The 15,107-nt window shown below is 58.6% G+C and carries 15 protein-coding genes; 5 read left to right on the top strand and 10 right to left on the bottom strand.

Features of this window, described 5'->3' with window-relative positions:
- Window positions 1–310: 310 nt before the first annotated feature.
- Both ACN1C3_RS08565 and ACN1C3_RS08560 read right to left on the bottom strand, forming a co-directional pair.
- Window positions 311–1,843: a nucleobase:cation symporter-2 family protein gene (locus ACN1C3_RS08565; RefSeq protein WP_419115378.1), complete on the bottom strand. Its 1,533-nt coding sequence runs from the start codon at window positions 1,841–1,843 to the stop codon at window positions 311–313.
- A gap of 131 nt (window positions 1,844–1,974) precedes the next feature.
- Window positions 1,975–2,928, bottom strand: a complete 954-nt coding sequence (locus ACN1C3_RS08560; RefSeq protein ID WP_419115377.1) for a LysR substrate-binding domain-containing protein — start codon at window positions 2,926–2,928, stop codon at window positions 1,975–1,977.
- 153 nt (window positions 2,929–3,081) lie between these two features.
- Between ACN1C3_RS08560 and ACN1C3_RS08555 the strand changes: the two genes are divergently transcribed.
- From ACN1C3_RS08555 to ACN1C3_RS08535, 5 genes are all read left to right on the top strand, one after another.
- Window positions 3,082–4,251 (top strand): M20 aminoacylase family protein, encoded by a 1,170-nt coding sequence (locus ACN1C3_RS08555; protein WP_419115376.1) that lies wholly within the window; start codon window positions 3,082–3,084, stop codon window positions 4,249–4,251.
- 78 nt (window positions 4,252–4,329) lie between these two features.
- On the top strand, window positions 4,330–5,118 hold the full coding sequence (locus ACN1C3_RS08550; protein ID WP_419115375.1) for an ABC transporter substrate-binding protein: 789 nt from the start codon (window positions 4,330–4,332) through the stop codon (window positions 5,116–5,118).
- Window positions 5,119–5,212: 94 nt separating this feature from the next.
- Window positions 5,213–5,902, top strand: a complete 690-nt coding sequence (locus tag ACN1C3_RS08545; protein WP_419115374.1) for an ABC transporter permease — start codon at window positions 5,213–5,215, stop codon at window positions 5,900–5,902.
- On the top strand, window positions 5,899–6,612 hold the full coding sequence (locus ACN1C3_RS08540) for an ABC transporter permease (RefSeq protein ID WP_419115373.1): 714 nt from the start codon (window positions 5,899–5,901) through the stop codon (window positions 6,610–6,612). The genes ACN1C3_RS08545 and ACN1C3_RS08540 overlap by 4 nt, the downstream gene beginning before the upstream one ends.
- Window positions 6,613–6,633: 21 nt before the next feature.
- Entirely contained in the window at window positions 6,634–7,401 is a 768-nt protein-coding gene (locus ACN1C3_RS08535; protein ID WP_419115372.1) for an ABC transporter ATP-binding protein, read from the top strand.
- 15 nt (window positions 7,402–7,416) lie between these two features.
- Here the strand turns inward: ACN1C3_RS08535 and ACN1C3_RS08530 are convergent, their stop codons facing one another.
- From ACN1C3_RS08530 to ACN1C3_RS08495, 8 genes are all read right to left on the bottom strand, one after another.
- Window positions 7,417–8,175 (bottom strand): DNA-binding domain-containing protein, encoded by a 759-nt coding sequence (locus tag ACN1C3_RS08530; RefSeq protein WP_419115371.1) that lies wholly within the window; start codon window positions 8,173–8,175, stop codon window positions 7,417–7,419.
- The gene (locus ACN1C3_RS08525) at window positions 8,168–9,052 is read right to left on the bottom strand and encodes a DUF692 domain-containing protein (RefSeq protein WP_419115370.1); all 885 of its coding nucleotides are present in this window, start codon (window positions 9,050–9,052) and stop codon (window positions 8,168–8,170) included. Before ACN1C3_RS08525 ends, ACN1C3_RS08530 begins: the two co-directional genes overlap by 8 nt.
- A gap of 151 nt (window positions 9,053–9,203) precedes the next feature.
- Entirely contained in the window at window positions 9,204–10,517 is a 1,314-nt protein-coding gene (locus ACN1C3_RS08520; protein WP_419115369.1) for an ATP-binding protein, read from the bottom strand.
- Window positions 10,514–11,254: a response regulator gene (locus tag ACN1C3_RS08515; protein ID WP_419115368.1), complete on the bottom strand. Its 741-nt coding sequence runs from the start codon at window positions 11,252–11,254 to the stop codon at window positions 10,514–10,516. The genes ACN1C3_RS08520 and ACN1C3_RS08515 overlap by 4 nt, the downstream gene beginning before the upstream one ends.
- 200 nt (window positions 11,255–11,454) lie before the next feature.
- The gene (locus tag ACN1C3_RS08510) at window positions 11,455–12,363 is read right to left on the bottom strand and encodes a MurR/RpiR family transcriptional regulator (RefSeq protein ID WP_419115367.1); all 909 of its coding nucleotides are present in this window, start codon (window positions 12,361–12,363) and stop codon (window positions 11,455–11,457) included.
- A gap of 127 nt (window positions 12,364–12,490) precedes the next feature.
- Window positions 12,491–13,255: an ABC transporter ATP-binding protein gene (locus tag ACN1C3_RS08505; RefSeq protein WP_419115366.1), complete on the bottom strand. Its 765-nt coding sequence runs from the start codon at window positions 13,253–13,255 to the stop codon at window positions 12,491–12,493.
- A gap of 18 nt (window positions 13,256–13,273) precedes the next feature.
- A complete protein-coding gene (locus tag ACN1C3_RS08500) occupies window positions 13,274–14,386 on the bottom strand; it encodes a succinylglutamate desuccinylase/aspartoacylase family protein (RefSeq protein WP_419115365.1) in 1,113 nt (370 codons plus the stop codon).
- Between the two features lie 8 nt (window positions 14,387–14,394).
- Window positions 14,395–15,093 carry an ABC transporter permease gene (locus ACN1C3_RS08495; protein ID WP_419115364.1) on the bottom strand — a complete coding sequence of 233 codons (699 nt, stop codon included), beginning with the start codon at window positions 15,091–15,093 and terminating at the stop codon, window positions 14,395–14,397.
- Between the last annotated feature and the right edge of the window lie 14 nt (window positions 15,094–15,107).

Genomic DNA, 15,107 nt, shown 5'->3' with positions numbered 1-15,107 from the left:
ATGCCGCCGAGCCGGGGAAGGCCCGTTGCATAAGGATGGTGAACGCCGAAGGCGGTCGTACATTGTGAATATTTTCTCCGGCGACCGAGCGGGAAAGCAAACGTCGCGATGAGACCCTCTTGGATTGAAGGTAGCACGACCTGGAAAGCGGCAGCTACTTTACCCCGGCCTCGTATGGAGCGGCGCGAAAGCACTAATGCTGATGGTGGTGCAGAAGGGGGGGCTGATCTTGCTGGACGCTTGAGTCAGTTGTTCAGCTGCGCGCCGCACTGAAGGCGGCGCGCAGGGGGAGGCGAGGGGTCAGGCTGATTTAGATGCTGCTGACACGCGTGCTATCGGTCTTGTTGGTTGCCTTTGGATGGGGCGCGTGATCGTCAAACGTCTCGCCCACCAGAGCAATCTCGTTGCCTTCGGCGTCATACAGCTTGCCGCCGCTGAAGTAGTCGCCCTCACGCAGTGCTGCGATGTCCTGGAAGTGCAGACTGCGCTCGGTGCCGGCGACGAATACCGACTGTTGATCCGAGTTGCCGGCGGTGAGGTGGTTGAACGTCAGGTTCAGCACAATCGCCATGATTGCCGACGAACTGATGCCGGAATGGAAGATCGTGGCGAACCAGGTGGGGAAGTGGTCGTAGAAGTTCGGTGCCGCGATGGGAATCATGCCGAAACCGATGGAGGTGGCGACAATGATCAGGTTCATATTGTTGCGATAGTCGACCTTGGACAGCGTGCGGATACCGCTCGCAGCCACGGTGCCGAACAGCACGATACCGGCGCCGCCGAGCACGGAAGTCGGTACCGCAGCGATCACCCGGCCCATCACGGGCAGCAGGCCGAGAATCACCAGAAACAACCCGCCGGTGGCTACCACGTAACGGCTCTTGACCCCCGTGACCGCGACCAGGCCAACGTTCTGCGCGAATGCACTCTGGGTAAAGGAGCCGAAGATCGGTGCGATCATGCTCGACAGCATGTCGGCGCGCAGGCCATTGCCCAGACGCTTGGAGTCGACCTTGGTGTTGATGATTTCACCGACCGCCAGAATGTCTGCGGAAGTTTCGACCAGCGTCACCATGATCACGATGCACATCGAAATGATCGCGGCTATGTGAAAGGTCGGCACGCCGAAATGGAAGGGGGCCGGGAAGCCGAACATCGGCCCTTGGCTGACGCTGGAAAAGTCAGCCATGCCCAGGAAAACCGCGATGACAGTGCCAATGACCATGGCCAGCAGAATCGACAATCGCGAGATCGTCGCACTGCCAATTTTGCTCAGCAATAACACCAGTACCAGGGTGACCGCAGCCAGGCCGATGTTTGCCATGCTGCCGAAGTCTGCTGCATGGCTGTTGCCGCCCATCGCCCAACGGGCTGCGACCGGCATCAGGGTCAGGCCGATGGTGGTGATCACGATGCCCGTCACCAACGGCGGAAAGAACTTGGTGATCCTGGAGAACACCGGCGTGATCAATAAGCCGATCAATGACGCGGCGATGACTGCACCCAATATCGACTGAAAACCCCCACTGCCGTCGCTGCTGACAATGGCCACCATGGTCGCGACACCCGAGAAGGACACGCCCTGCACCAGCGGCAACTGACAACCGAAAAACGGCAAGCCGAGGGTTTGCAGCAAAGTCGCCATCCCCCCCGCAAACAGTGACGCGGCGATCAACATACCGATGTCCGCCGGAGAAAGCCCGGCCGCCTGGCCGATGATCAGTGGTACCGCGACGATACCGCCGTACATGGTCAGTACGTGCTGGAGGCCATAAGCCATATTCGCGCCGATCCCGAGATTTTCATCCTCAGGCCGTTGTTGTGAAACAAGAGGCGTTTTCATGGTGAAGGGTTCTCTGTTTTTATTGTTGGCCGCACTGTATTCAATAAAGCAAAGTCTTGTCCATAGGATTGTATACAAGATTTTTTTGTTGGTTTGCGACAGCTCGATTCTCTCGAGAGAGTCGATTCGGCTCAAACCAGCAGACGCAAGGTTTCAAAGAGTTGTCGATGTTCTTTTTTGGCCGAGCGGGCATGGCGCCGAATCACCTGCAACAGGCACTCGGTGAAACAGACCGCCGGATTGCTGAGCGCACTATTGCGACGCGAAACGATGCTCAGTTGTCTGGGTTCGAACTGCTCGATCATTGACAAGGACACCACTCGACCCAGAAAAGGCGGGGCGATGCTCAAAATGGATGGCCCCCAGGTGCACATGTCGGCCCGCTCGACCAACATCTGCAGTATCGCCAGTGAGTGTGCTCGCACGATGCGTTTCTCATCGAGCTGCGCGCCATGCTTCCAGAACAGATCCTGCATGAGCGCATCATGTCCGTCCGGCGCGTAGTTCAATGTCCAGTTCTGGTCGAGCAAATCGTGAATCGACTGAGCTCCTTGTCGTGCGTGCCCTTGGCGGAGCAGAACGGACGTTTGGTAGTCGAGCAATGTTTCGCAGGCAAATTCCTGGGTCGCTTGCGAAGGGTGAAGCTGGCCAATCGCAAAATCCATGCTGCCATCACGCAGCAGCGGCTGGGCAACCGCCATCAGGCTCTCGAACAGCTCCAGTTTGACCTCCGGCATGCGCTCTCGAAATGCCAGTACCACTTCGGGCAAAAAGGTTAACGCGATCCATGGCGTTACCCCGACACAGAGTCGCCCTTCGGCTTTGCCGCGCATGTAATCAAGCTCTGTCTGCGCATGCTCGAGTTGCTTGAGCACGAGTCTGGCGTGGGTCAGCAACACCTTTCCATATTCAGTGAAGTTCAGGCCGCTGGGGGTTCTCACAAACAGCGGCAACTGTTGGGAGGTCTCCAGCTCGCGCAGCGCTTTGGTCACGGCCGCCTGGGAAATATCGAGCGAACGGGCGGCGGCCCGGATGCTCCCGGTCTCGGCGCTGGCAATCAGTGCTTGTAATTGATGCAGTTTCATCTGCTTACCCTAGTGACAACTACTGGTTGTCATCATAACCAAACTGAGGCTCCCCAGCCTAAGGCCCGTTGCCTAAGATCGACCTCAGCAGCGCCTTGGGCACTCGCCATTCGGCGCCGGCTCAGCGGATTGATCTTATCGAGGAGTACACGCATGAATGCCGGCCACGTCTTGCCTGGGATCGCAGAGATTCAGGATGAAATGATCGCACTGCGCCACAGGATCCACGCTCATCCCGAGTTGGGGTTTGAGGAATTCACCACCAGCGAGCTTGTTGCAGGGTGTTTGACGCAGTGGGGCTTTCAGGTCACTAAAGGTGTCGGCAAGACCGGTGTGGTCGCCACCCTGAAAAATGGCGAAGGGCGTTCCCTTGGATTACGCGCCGATATGGATGCGCTGCCGATACAGGAAACCACGGGGTTGCCCTATGCCAGTCGTATCGATGGCGTCATGCATGCCTGCGGCCATGATGGTCATACAGCAACCTTGCTGGCGGCCGGCAAATACCTTGCGCAAACCCGTGCTTTCAACGGCACGCTCAATCTGGTTTTTCAGCCTGCTGAGGAAGGGCTGGGGGGCGCCAGAAAGATGCTTGAGGATGGCCTGCTCGAGCGATTTCCGTGTGATGCCATCTTTGCAATGCACAACATACCGGGCTATCCAGCAGGGCACTTTGGATTCTACAGCGGACCCTTCATGGCTTCCGCCGACACCGTGACCATCAAAGTCATCGGCAACGGCGGCCACGGTGCAGTGCCACACAAAGCGGTCGATCCCGTGGTCGTGTGCTCGTCGATCGTAATGGCCCTGCAAAGCATTGTGTCGCGTAACGTCAATCCCCAGGAAGTGGCCATCATCACGGTGGGCTCCATTCGTTCCGGGACCGCCTCAAATGTCATTCCGTCTTCTGCTGAAATGAGTTTGAGCGTGCGAGCACTGACCCCGGAAATTCGCCAGTTACTCGAACTCAGAATTACCGAGCTGGCAAAGGGACAAGCGGCCAGCTACGGCGCGCAGGCTCACGTTGACTATCAGCATTGCCATCCGGTGTTGATCAATCACCCCGACGAAACCGCGTTCGCCCGTGAGGTCGCCCGCGACTGGTTGGGAGAAGGGCAACTCATCAACGACTTACGGCCATTCACCGCCAGTGAGGACTTTGCCTTTATTCTGGAAAAATGCCCCGGGAGCTATCTGGTAATCGGCAATGGCCAGGGGGACAGCGGTTGTCTGCTGCACAACCCCGGTTACGACTTCAATGATGCCTGCCTGCCGATGGGGGCGAGCTATTGGGTCAAATTGGCTGAGCGTTTTCTGAGTTGAAGCACCTTTTTTGAGAATCAGCGTCAGTACACATGCTGCCGGCAACCTGGCTCAGCGAGCCTGAAGAGGAAGATAACAATGAATAAAATGATCGCTGCTGTTTCACTGGTGTTCTTGACTGCATCCAGCATGGCCGGGGCGGCCGATTGGTCTGGCAAAGTACTGAGGCTGGGCGTCGATCCGACGTACCCACCTTTGGAATACAAAAATCAGGATGGCACCTTGACCGGCTTCGGAGTCGACATCGCCGAAGCACTCTGCGCAGAGCTTCACGCCCAATGCATCTGGGTTGAAAGCAGCTGGGACGGGATGATTCCAGCACTGCTGGCGCGCAAGTTCGACGCCGTCGCATCGTCGATGACCGTTACCCCAAAACGCATGGAGCAGATTGCGTTTACCGACAAGGTTTCCAACGCTCCGGCACGCTTGGTCGTCAAACGCGGATCGGACCTGTTGCCGACACTCGAATCGCTGAAAGGCAAGCGCATCGGTGTGGAACAGGGCTCTACCCAGGAGGCTTTTGCGAAAGCCGTGTGGGGCTCGAAGGGCGTCGAAATTCTCTCTTATCAGAATCAGGATCAGGTGTACGCCAACCTGGTAGTGGGACGGCTCGATGCCTCTCTGCAAGGCTCCATCCAGGCAAGTTATGGCTTTCTGAGTAAACCGGTGGGCAAGGATTACGAGTTTGCCGGCGGCACGTTGAGTGACCCGACTTTCTTCGGTGTCGGTGACGGTATCGGCGTGCGCAAGAGTGATGTCGAGCTGCGCGAAGACTTGAACAAAGCCCTCGCGACTATTCTTGCCAACGGCACTTACGCGCGCATCAACAAGAAATATTTCGATTTTGACATCTACGGCGCTCAATAAAACCAACTCAAGACCCTAAGCACAGCAGCGGCTTCGACGGCGCTGCTTCAAGTATTCCCCTTCACCTCACTCTAATAAAAACAAGGAGAGTGAAATGTTTCTGGAAGGCTTCGGCCCGCAGATTCTGCTCGGCACTCTGGCCACCATCAAACTGGCGTTGTTGTCACTGTTGGTTGCGTTACTCATCGGGCTGCTCGGCGCCAGTTCCAAGTTGTCCTCCAACCGATGGTTGCGCACGTTTGCCACTGGCTACACAACCTTGATTCGCAGCATGCCGGACCTGGTGATCATGCTGCTGTTGTTCTTCAGCCTGCAGATGTTGCTCAACCGGATCACTGACTGGCTGAACGTTGGCCAGATTGATATTGATCCGCTTCTTGCCGGTGTAGCGACCCTGGCATTCATCTACGGGGCTTACTTCACCGAGACGTTTCGCGGTGCCTTTCAGGCGGTTCCGGTGGGCCAGATCGAGGCGGCGATGGCTTACGGAATGACACGCGGGAAGACCTTTCGCAAAGTCTTGTTTCCGCAAATGCTGCGACATGCGCTGCCGGGCATTGGCAACAATTGGCAAGTGCTGATCAAGTCTACGGCCCTGGTATCGATTATCGGCCTGACTGATGTGGTGAAAGCGACGCAGGATGCGGGTAAAGGATCGATGCAGTTCTTTTATTTCACGCTGGTCGGCGGTCTGATTTACCTCGGCATTACCACGCTCTCCAACGGTGTGTTGATGTGGCTGGAACACCGCTATTCGGTCGGTGTCAGGAAGGCTGCGCTATGACCGGCATCCTTGAAGAATACTGGCAGGCTTATCTGTGGAGTGACGGGCCGCATCTGTCCGGGTTGGCCATGACCTTGTGGCTGCTCATTCTTTCGGTGGTGATCGGATTTTTGCTCGCTGTCCCCTTGTCAGTTGCGCGGGTCAGCCGCAACCCGCTGATCCGTATACCCGTCTGGTTTTACACCTACGTGTTTCGCGGCACCCCGTTGTATATCCAGTTGCTGTTCTTTTATACCGGCGTGTACAGCTTGCATGTGATCCGGACGCAGGACTTCCTTAACGCATTTTTCCGTGATGGGTTCAACTGCACGGTGCTGGCGTTCGGGCTCAATACCTGTGCCTACATGACAGAGATTTTCGCCGGTTCCCTAAGGGCGACTGCCCATGGGGAAGTCGAGGCGGCGAAAGCCTATGGAATGACCCGGTTCACCTTCTATCGGCGGATTCTTCTGCCGTCGGCATTGCGCCGGGCGCTGCCGTTTTTCAGCAATGAAGTGATCCTGATGCTGCATTCCACCTCCGTGGCGTTTACTGCCACGGTGCCTGACTTGTTGAAAATTGCCCGCGATGTCAACTCGGCGACCTACGCCTCTTTTACCGCATTCGGCATTGCCGGGGTGCTGTATGCCGGCAGTGCATTCTTCCTGATCTGGCTGTTTCGTCGTGGCGAATTGCGTTGGCTGGCTTACTTGAAACCACAGACGCACTGATCTGTTATTGGAAATGCTCGAATGTATAAATTGATCGTTGAAGATGTACATAAGAACTACGGCAGCCATGAAGTATTGAAGGGTGTTTCACTCAAAGCCAGGGCAGGCGATGTGATCAGCATCATCGGCTCTTCCGGGTCTGGCAAAAGCACCTTTTTGCGCTGTATCAACCATCTCGAACAACCATCTGCCGGGCGCATTATTGTGAATGCCGAGGAGCTGCTCACCCGTAAAAATTCAAGGGGTGAACTGTGTGTGGCTAATCCGAAGCAGTTGCAGGGTATGCGCAGCAAACTGTCGATGGTTTTTCAGCACTTCAATCTATGGAGCCACATGACGGTGCTGGAAAATATCATCGAGTGCCCGATGAGCGTGTTGGGCATCAGCCGCAGCGAAGCGTTGGAGCGGGCACGCAAGTATTTGTCCAAGGTGGGTTTGACCGAAAAAGTCGAGAATCAGTACCCCTCGCACCTTTCCGGGGGGCAACAGCAGCGCGTCGCCATTGCTCGAGCGTTGGCCATGGAGCCGCAAGTGATGCTGTTCGATGAACCGACCTCGGCGCTGGATCCCGAACTGGTGGGCGAGGTGCTCAAAGTGATGCAGCAGCTCGCCGAGGAGGGCAGGACCATGGTGGTGGTGACCCACGAAATGGGCTTTGCGAGGCATGTCTCCAACCACGTCATCTTTTTGCATCAAGGCCTGGTCGAAGAGGAAGGATCACCGACCAGCGTGCTTGACCATCCCAAAAGCGAGCGACTGAAGCAGTTTTTGGCGGGTAGCCTCAAATAACCCTCAATCGCAATTTCATACGCCGATGATGCCCTCGGCGTGCATCTGTCGCAGAAGGACCAGGCCGCTGTCCATGAAATCGCTCGGCTCGGTCACGCCCGCTTCGACGGCCAGTCCTTGTAACTGGTCGCAACCCGCAAGCGTCGGGAATTGCTCGATGCGTTGCAGCAGGCGCCAGGCCAGTGGGCTGAGCTCGGAAAAGCGCACGCTCCAGTCTTCTGATCGACGAATCAACAGCAAGGTGGGCTGAGCCGGTGGCTCGACTGGTCTGAACTCGGGGCTCAGACGATGGACCGGCCAGCTGTAGGCCAACGGCCAGGCCAGTGGTGAAACCTGCAAGGGGCGATCCAGCAGCCACCGATCATCGCTGGTTGGCAGAGGCTCTGATTCAGACTGCTGAAGCGCCATCTCGACCCATTCGTAATGGGCCAGTTCGACCATGAACGCAGGCCATGGCTTTTCCTGAAGTGACGGGTGCTCCGATGCGAGAAACGTGACGAACTCCTTGGCTATTTCGCCAAACTTAGGCGTGGGAGAACGGTAGTCGCGCAAAAACAATCGGACCAGCCCGCGCCAGTCGGCGTCGCCGAGGATGATCACCAGGACCGGAAAGGTACCGCTCAGCAGCGACTCCAGGTTTTCGAAGACCAGATCGCGATAAATCTGCGCCCGCGCGACGTCCATCTCAGCGGGTGGCGGGCAATGGTCGGGGTCGCGCAGATAGTGGGTCAGTGTCTGTTGCTGCTGATGAAGGGCTGAGATCGGATTAAGCATGGATCACCTCCTGACGGGCGCTTCGGGCCTCATGTTGCAGTTGGCGAATGGTGTTCAGTTCGGCCACCAGCACCTCGAAGGCCGGGAAGTTGAAATCGCGCTCGAGCAACGTGGGTTGAGCCCCGAACCGCGCATAGGCCTGCGCCAGTAACGACCACACCACGGGTTTGACCGGCGCACCATGGGTGTCGATTTTCAGCGAATCGGATTCGTCATAGTGACCCGCCACATGCATGGCGACGACCCTGTTGGGCTCAAGTCCAGCCAAAAAGGCCTGCGGATCGAACCGGTGATTCACCGAGTTCACGTAGACATTGTTGACGTCCAGCAGCAGGTCGCAATCGGCCTCACGCAGTACCGCATTGGTAAACGTCAGCTCGTCCATATCCTGTTGCGGCGCGGCGTAATAGGAAACGTTTTCCACCGCCAGGCGGCGACCCACTACATCCTGAGCCTGGCGGATACGTGCCGCGACGTGATGCACCGCCTCTTCGGTGAAGGGCAGAGGCAGCAAGTCGTAGAGATGGCCGTCGTCACTGCAATAGCTCAAGTGTTCGCTATAGAGCGGCACGTTGAAGCGATCCAGAAAGATCCGTACCTCCTGCAGGAAAGGCACGTCGAGCGGAGCGGTGCCGCCCAAGGAAAGGGACAGCCCGTGACAGGACAAGGGATAACGTTCGGCAAGGGAACGAAGCGCCGCGCCATGGGCACCGCCGATACCGATCCAGTTTTCCGGAGCGACTTCCAGAAAGTCGAAATTACCGGTGGGGGCATCCCGAAGGTCGTTGAGCAGGGCGCGGCGCAACCCGAGCCCTGCGGTTGCCTGTGATGGTGCGGTTGATGCCCGCTTCAAGGCTGATGAGATGTTTGCCTGCATGTACTTGAACTCCTTCCGGGGCCGAATGGGCAATGTCAGCCGGTACCCATAGTTCAACGCAGGTTTGTATCTCATCTGTTTTCTACAGCCCTCAAAGCTTAGGAAGGTGTATCGAAAGGGCGTTCATACACAGTTCGATACATAGCTGTCGTCAGTTCTTCCGATGATTCAATTCGAGCTCCGCGCACAGACCACCACCGTCCCGGTTGCGCAAGGTCAGCGAACCGCCAATGGCGAGCGCCAACTGCTGGGCGATGGCCAGGCCCAGCCCCGTGCCGCCGGTGCTCCGGTTGCGAGAGCTTTCGACACGATAAAAGGGCTTCAGCACTTCCACCAACTCGTGTTCGGCGATTCCGGGGCCTCGATCCAGTACCAGGATTGATAGACTCCTGTCAGCCTTTGACTCGATCACTATTTCTGCCGCGCCGGCGAACTTCAGTGCGTTGTCGATCAGGTTGACCAGCACTCGCCGCAGTGCGTGGGGGCGGGTGTCGATCACCGCGGCATTTTTCCCGCTGAGCTGCACCTCCTTGCCCATGTCCTGATAGTCGAAGACCAGGCTGTCGAGAAAGGAATCCAGATCGATGCGGCAACTGACTTCGGTAGAGCCGTGGATGCTGCGGGCGTAGGCAACGCCTTCGCGAACCAGATGCTCCATTTCATCCAGGTCGTTCCAGAGCTTGTCTTTCTCCGGGGAGTCGTCCATGAACTCGGCCCGCAGCTTCATGCGCGTGATGGGAGTCTGCAGGTCGTGGGAGATCGCGGCGAGTAGCTGCATGCGCTCCTTGAGATAGGCCGCGATACGGTCTTGCATGGCGTTGAAGGCGACGGCGGCATAGGCGACCTCGGTGGGGCCGGTTTCATCCAGGTGGATGGCGTGGGCATTGGGATCCAGGGTTTCCACGGCGCGGGCCAGTTGTGTCAACGGGCGGATGGCGATCCTCACGGCCAGCCAGGTACAGCCGATCAACAGCAACAGCTGTCCCAGCAGGACAACCGGCAGCCACGGGGAGAGGGGCACCATCGAAGGCCTGACATCGATCGTGACCGGGCTGCCGTCGCCGAGCCGAAGGTGAGCCTGGAAGTGTTTCTGCGGGCCGGGAATATCGGTAAAGACCAGCGAATAGTCATGGCCGATGGCGTCCTTGATAGAACGTACTGCGATCGGCACGTCGTTCAGGTCCATGGGCGTGCCGGGCTCGCCCTCGCTCAGCAGGTAGCCATAATTGTGGCGTTCCAGACGCTGCAACCAGCCCGCGCGCTCGGCGGCCGGCAAGCGGTCGAGTATGGCGATGGAGGTCGAGACGTCGGTTTCCAGATTGCCAAGCATCGTCGACTTCGCGCTTTGGTAGCGTTCGTAGAATTGAGCGCCGAACGACAGACCCTGAGCGAGAATCAGGCCGACCAGAAAGATCAGCGAGAGCCGCGATGCCAGCGTGCGCGGCCAGTGCAGCGGGGGAATCATTCTTGCGCTCCGAGGATTTCCACCGGCAGCGAAAACACATAACCCTCGCTGCGCACCGTCTTGATGTACGCAGGTTCGCGAGCATCATCCAGCAGGCGTTGGCGCAGACGGCTCACCAGCAGATCGATGGAGCGGTCGAACAGATCGGCGTCGCGGCCCTGGGTCAGGTTGAGCAATTGGTCGCGATTGAGTACTCGTTGCGGGTGATCGAGGAAGACCCGTAGCAGACGATATTCGGCGCCACTCAGGGCGACCATGGTGCCGTCCTGATCCAGCAGGTGACGGGCGGAGGTGTCCAGACGCCATCGGCCGAAGGCGAGCAGGCGGCCGCTTTCGGTGACCACCAGGTTGGGCGGCAGCATCCGCGTGCGCCTGAGTACGGCATTGATGCGGGCCAGCAACTCGCGAGCGGCGAACGGTTTGACCAGGTAGTCGTCGGCCCCCATCTCGAGGCCGATGATGCGGTCGGTTTCGTCGTTACGGGCGGTGAGCATCAGGACCGGGGTGGCTTTGTGTTTGCCGGCTCGCAGTTCGCGACACAGCAGCAGACCGTCGTCGCCGGGCATCATGATATCGAGCACGATCAGATCGACCGGGGTGGACTCAAGGAAGGCGCGCATCTGGCGCCCATCGGCGACCACTGTCGTGCGCAGGCCGTTCTTCTTGAGGTAGTTACCCACCAGCTCTCTGATCTCGCGATCATCATCGACTATCAAAATGTGATCGACATGTTCCATTCGCTCAACCCCTGTCTATGTTTGGTTGTCGAGCAGTCTATCGAGTCTGGATGCGCTTGCCCGCAGGCCTTTGTATTGCACTGTATCCGGCGCGTCAGGGATACATAAGCATGCAAAATCGATAGCTGATATCAAAGCTCAAACCTACACCTATGGCACCCCTCTGGGTATCCAGAGGGGTGCACTCGATGAAAGAGTTTTCACTTTTTCGGTGATTTGCTGCTGGTGGGTATATGCAGGTAAGACATCACGCTTTCGGTCAGTTCGGTCGCCAGCTTGACGGCTTCTTTGTTGCGCGCCATCACGCCCGCCACCAACCCTTCGATCAAGGCGAGCACGGCGATGTTGGAACTGGTCAATACCGGATGGTCGGCAGGGGCAAATAGCACATGCTCGGCAATGCCGGTCAGGGGCGAGGCGGGTGAATCGGTGATTGCCAGCACCGAGGCGCCACGCTCATTGGCGAAACGTGCGAGTTGCAGCGTGTCGAGGGAATATCGCGGCAGGGAGATCGCTAGCAATACGTCCTGATCAGTGATCGCGGCCAGACGGTAAGCGGCGTTTTCGTTGCCGCCCTCCATGCTGATGGCCGTGGCGTCCGCACAGAAGGGCATCAGGGTCGAGGCGGCGAGGCCGGCGAAATAGACACTGTTGCCAAAGCCCAGGATGTAAATTTTGCGGGCCTTGATCAGGCGGGTGACGAAGGCTTCAAAGGTGTCTGCATGGTTGTTGGTCGCGGCAGTGGCGAGGTTGCTGCTGGCGCTCTGGATTTGCTCATGCAGGCCAAATGCGCCACCAGGACGATGCGCCAGTTCGTTGCGCAGTTTGTCCACCGGGGACACCATCTGCTGCAAGGTCGCCACCAGCTCGGCCTTCATGCCGGTGTAGCCGCCCAGGTTCAGGGCCTTGGCCAAACGGTTTACGGCTGCTGGCGAGGTGGACGTTTCGTGAGCCATCTCCTCGATGGTCAGCGTCGCGGCCCTCAGCGGGTGACGCAGGATAAAGTCCGCCACCTTGCGCAGTGACGGCTGCAAATCGGAAACGATTTCCGCCAGTTTGCGCATCACCGGTGCGGCATAGACCGTTGTGTTTTTCGATGGGGTCGGCATATCCGGCTCAACATTTCCTGAGGGTTAGAGAAGGCTGGCGCCCTGGCATAAGGTTGGCTGGAGTGTATCCGAAGCCGACCGTTGGTGGGCAGCGCTGAACCAACGGTCGGTGAGGGGACGGGCAGGGTTATTTCAAGCTACCGGCCAGGAACTGCTGGAGGCGCTCGGACTGTGGGTTGACCAGCACTTCGCGCGGGTTGCCGCGCTCGCAGACCAGGCCCTTGTGAAGGAACACCAACTGGTTCGATACCTCGCGGGCGAAGCCCATTTCGTGGGTCACGACCACCATGGTGCGGCCTTCCAGGGCGAGGTCCTGCATGACTTTAAGCACTTCGCCGACCAGCTCGGGGTCGAGTGCCGACGTCGGTTCATCGAACAGCATCACTTCCGGTTCCATGGCCAACGCACGGGCAATCGCTACGCGCTGCTGCTCGCCGCCGGACATATGCGCCGGATAAGCCTCCATACGGTGCGCCACGCCGACTTTGTTCAGGTAGTGCTCGGCCTTTTCCCGGGCTTCTTTCTTGCCCATACCGAGCACATGCACCGGGGCTTCCATGACGTTTTCAAGGGCGCTCATGTGCGACCAGAGGTTGAAGTGCTGAAACACCATCGACAGCCGCGAACGCATGCGTTGTAGCTGTTTGGGCTCGGCAGCCTTGAGCCCGCCGGCTTTGTTGGTCACCAGTTTGAGTTGTTCGCCATTGAGCACGATGTTGCCCGCGTTGGGCTGCTCCAGCAGGTTAATGCAACGCAGGAAAGTGCTTTTGCCAGAGCCACTGGAGCCGATGATGCTGATCACGTCACCCGCTTTCGCCTCCAGGGACACGCCCTTGAGCACCTCGTGTGTGCCGTAGCTTTTGTGTAGATCCTGAACTTCAAGTTTGTACATGGTTTCCACTCTCTGGAATCAGTCGCTGAGCAAGCGACCCTGGCGAATAGGGGTACTGCCGGCCACTTTGGCCAGCCACAGTCCGGGCTGGGCAAAGCGCAGACGTTCGCGGGCATAGAGGATGCCGTCGGTACTGGCGCACACCACGCTGTGGCGATCGGTCAGCGGATCAAGCACTTCGAACAGTGGATCGCCGACCGTGACCCGGGCGCCCAGCGGTTGCAGAAAACTCACCACACCCGGGTGCGGCGCATAGGCGTACTGCGCGCCGGCGAATGGCGTCGCTTCACAGCAGGTTGGTGGAGCGGTCGGCCAGTCACCGCTGATCAGGCCCTGCTCGGCGAGATAGCCGAGAATGGCCTCCGCGCTCTCGACGCATTGCTCGCGCTCGGTGTCGGCCATGCCGCGCAATTCAATGGTGGTGGCCACACACGCCAACGGAATATTGGCTTTGGGAAACAGCTCGGCCAGACGTAACCAAGGGATCGCGCAGGCTTCATCGAAGGCGTTGCCACCCGCACCCTCGGCCAGAAGGGCGGCGCCAGCGCCCAGGCGGGCGGCCAATGAGCGCAAATGTGGCCAGTTTTGCGGCATGGCGTAAAGCAGCATGATCGACTCGAAATCGCAGTGCAGGTCCAGCACCAGATCGGCATCGCAGGCATGCTGCATCAGCAAGCGACGCAGGCCATCGAGTTCCGATGTCGCTGCTGGCATGGCCGTGAGGGCGTCGCCCATGGCGCGGCGGATGAGCGCGATGTTGGCGTTGGCATCTTCCCCCAGTTGACCTTCCAGTCGCGGCGCCACGGCTTCGGCCAGCTCCGGGAAGTCGCGATTGAAATTCTTCCCGCTGGAGAACTCGAAGCGACCCTGATGGGTGGCCTGGAACATCTGTGCGATGCCGATCGGATTGGCCATCGGCACCAGCTCGATCACCCCGGTCAGGCAGCCTTGTTCTTCCAGCTCATGTAGACGGCGCTTGAGTTCAACAGCGACACGCATGCCCGGCAGCTCGTCGGCATGCAGGGAGGCCTGGATGTAAGCCTTGCGCGGTCCGCTGCCAAAGCGAAACAGCGACAGGTGTCGTTCAGTGCCCGAGGCACTCCACGGCAAGAGGTATTGAATGTGCTTCATAAAATTCCTTAGTGCTTGCGCGGTGCCAGATACGCCAGCCAGCGGCGCTCGGCCAGCTTGAACAGACGAACCAGGATGAAGGTCAGGGCCAGGTAAATGAGGCCGGCGGTGATGAACGCCTCGAACGGCAGATAGAACCGCGCACTGACCGTACGCGCGGCCCCGGTGATGTCGACCAGGGTGACGATGGACGCCAGGCTGGTGGTTTGCAGCATCATCAGCACTTCGTTGCTGTACTGCGGCAGCGCCCGGCGCAAGGCCGACGGCAGGAGAATGCGGCGGTACAGGGTAAAGCGCGACATGCCCATGGCCCTGGCGGCTTCGATCTCGCCGTGGGCCGTGGACTTCAAGCTGCCGGCCAGGAGTTCCGCGCTGTAGGCACTGGTGTTGATCGCAAAGGCCAGGCAGGCACAAAAAGTCGCGCTGGACAGGTAAGGCCAGAGCGCGCTTTCGCGTACCGCTGCGAACTGCGCCAGGCCGTAATAGATGAGGAACAGTTGCACCAGCATCGGCGTGCCGCGAATCACGTAGGTGTAAAGCCAGGCCGGGAAGTTGATCAGCGGTGATCGGGATACCCGCATCAGCGCCAATGGAATCGCCAGCACCAGGCCAAAGGCCAGGGAAATCAGCAGCACTTTCAGGGTCAACAAGGCGCCATTGAAATACAGCGGCAGGTTTTCCCAGATCAGGTTGTAGTCGAGAATCATCGGGTTGCTCCCAA

This window comes from Pseudomonas sp. H11T01, from assembly GCF_048515765.1.
In the GTDB taxonomy this organism is placed as follows: Bacteria; Pseudomonadota; Gammaproteobacteria; order Pseudomonadales; family Pseudomonadaceae; genus Aquipseudomonas.
Note: the sequence above shows the minus strand (reverse complement) of the source record. Positions and strands in the feature narration are given on the sequence as shown.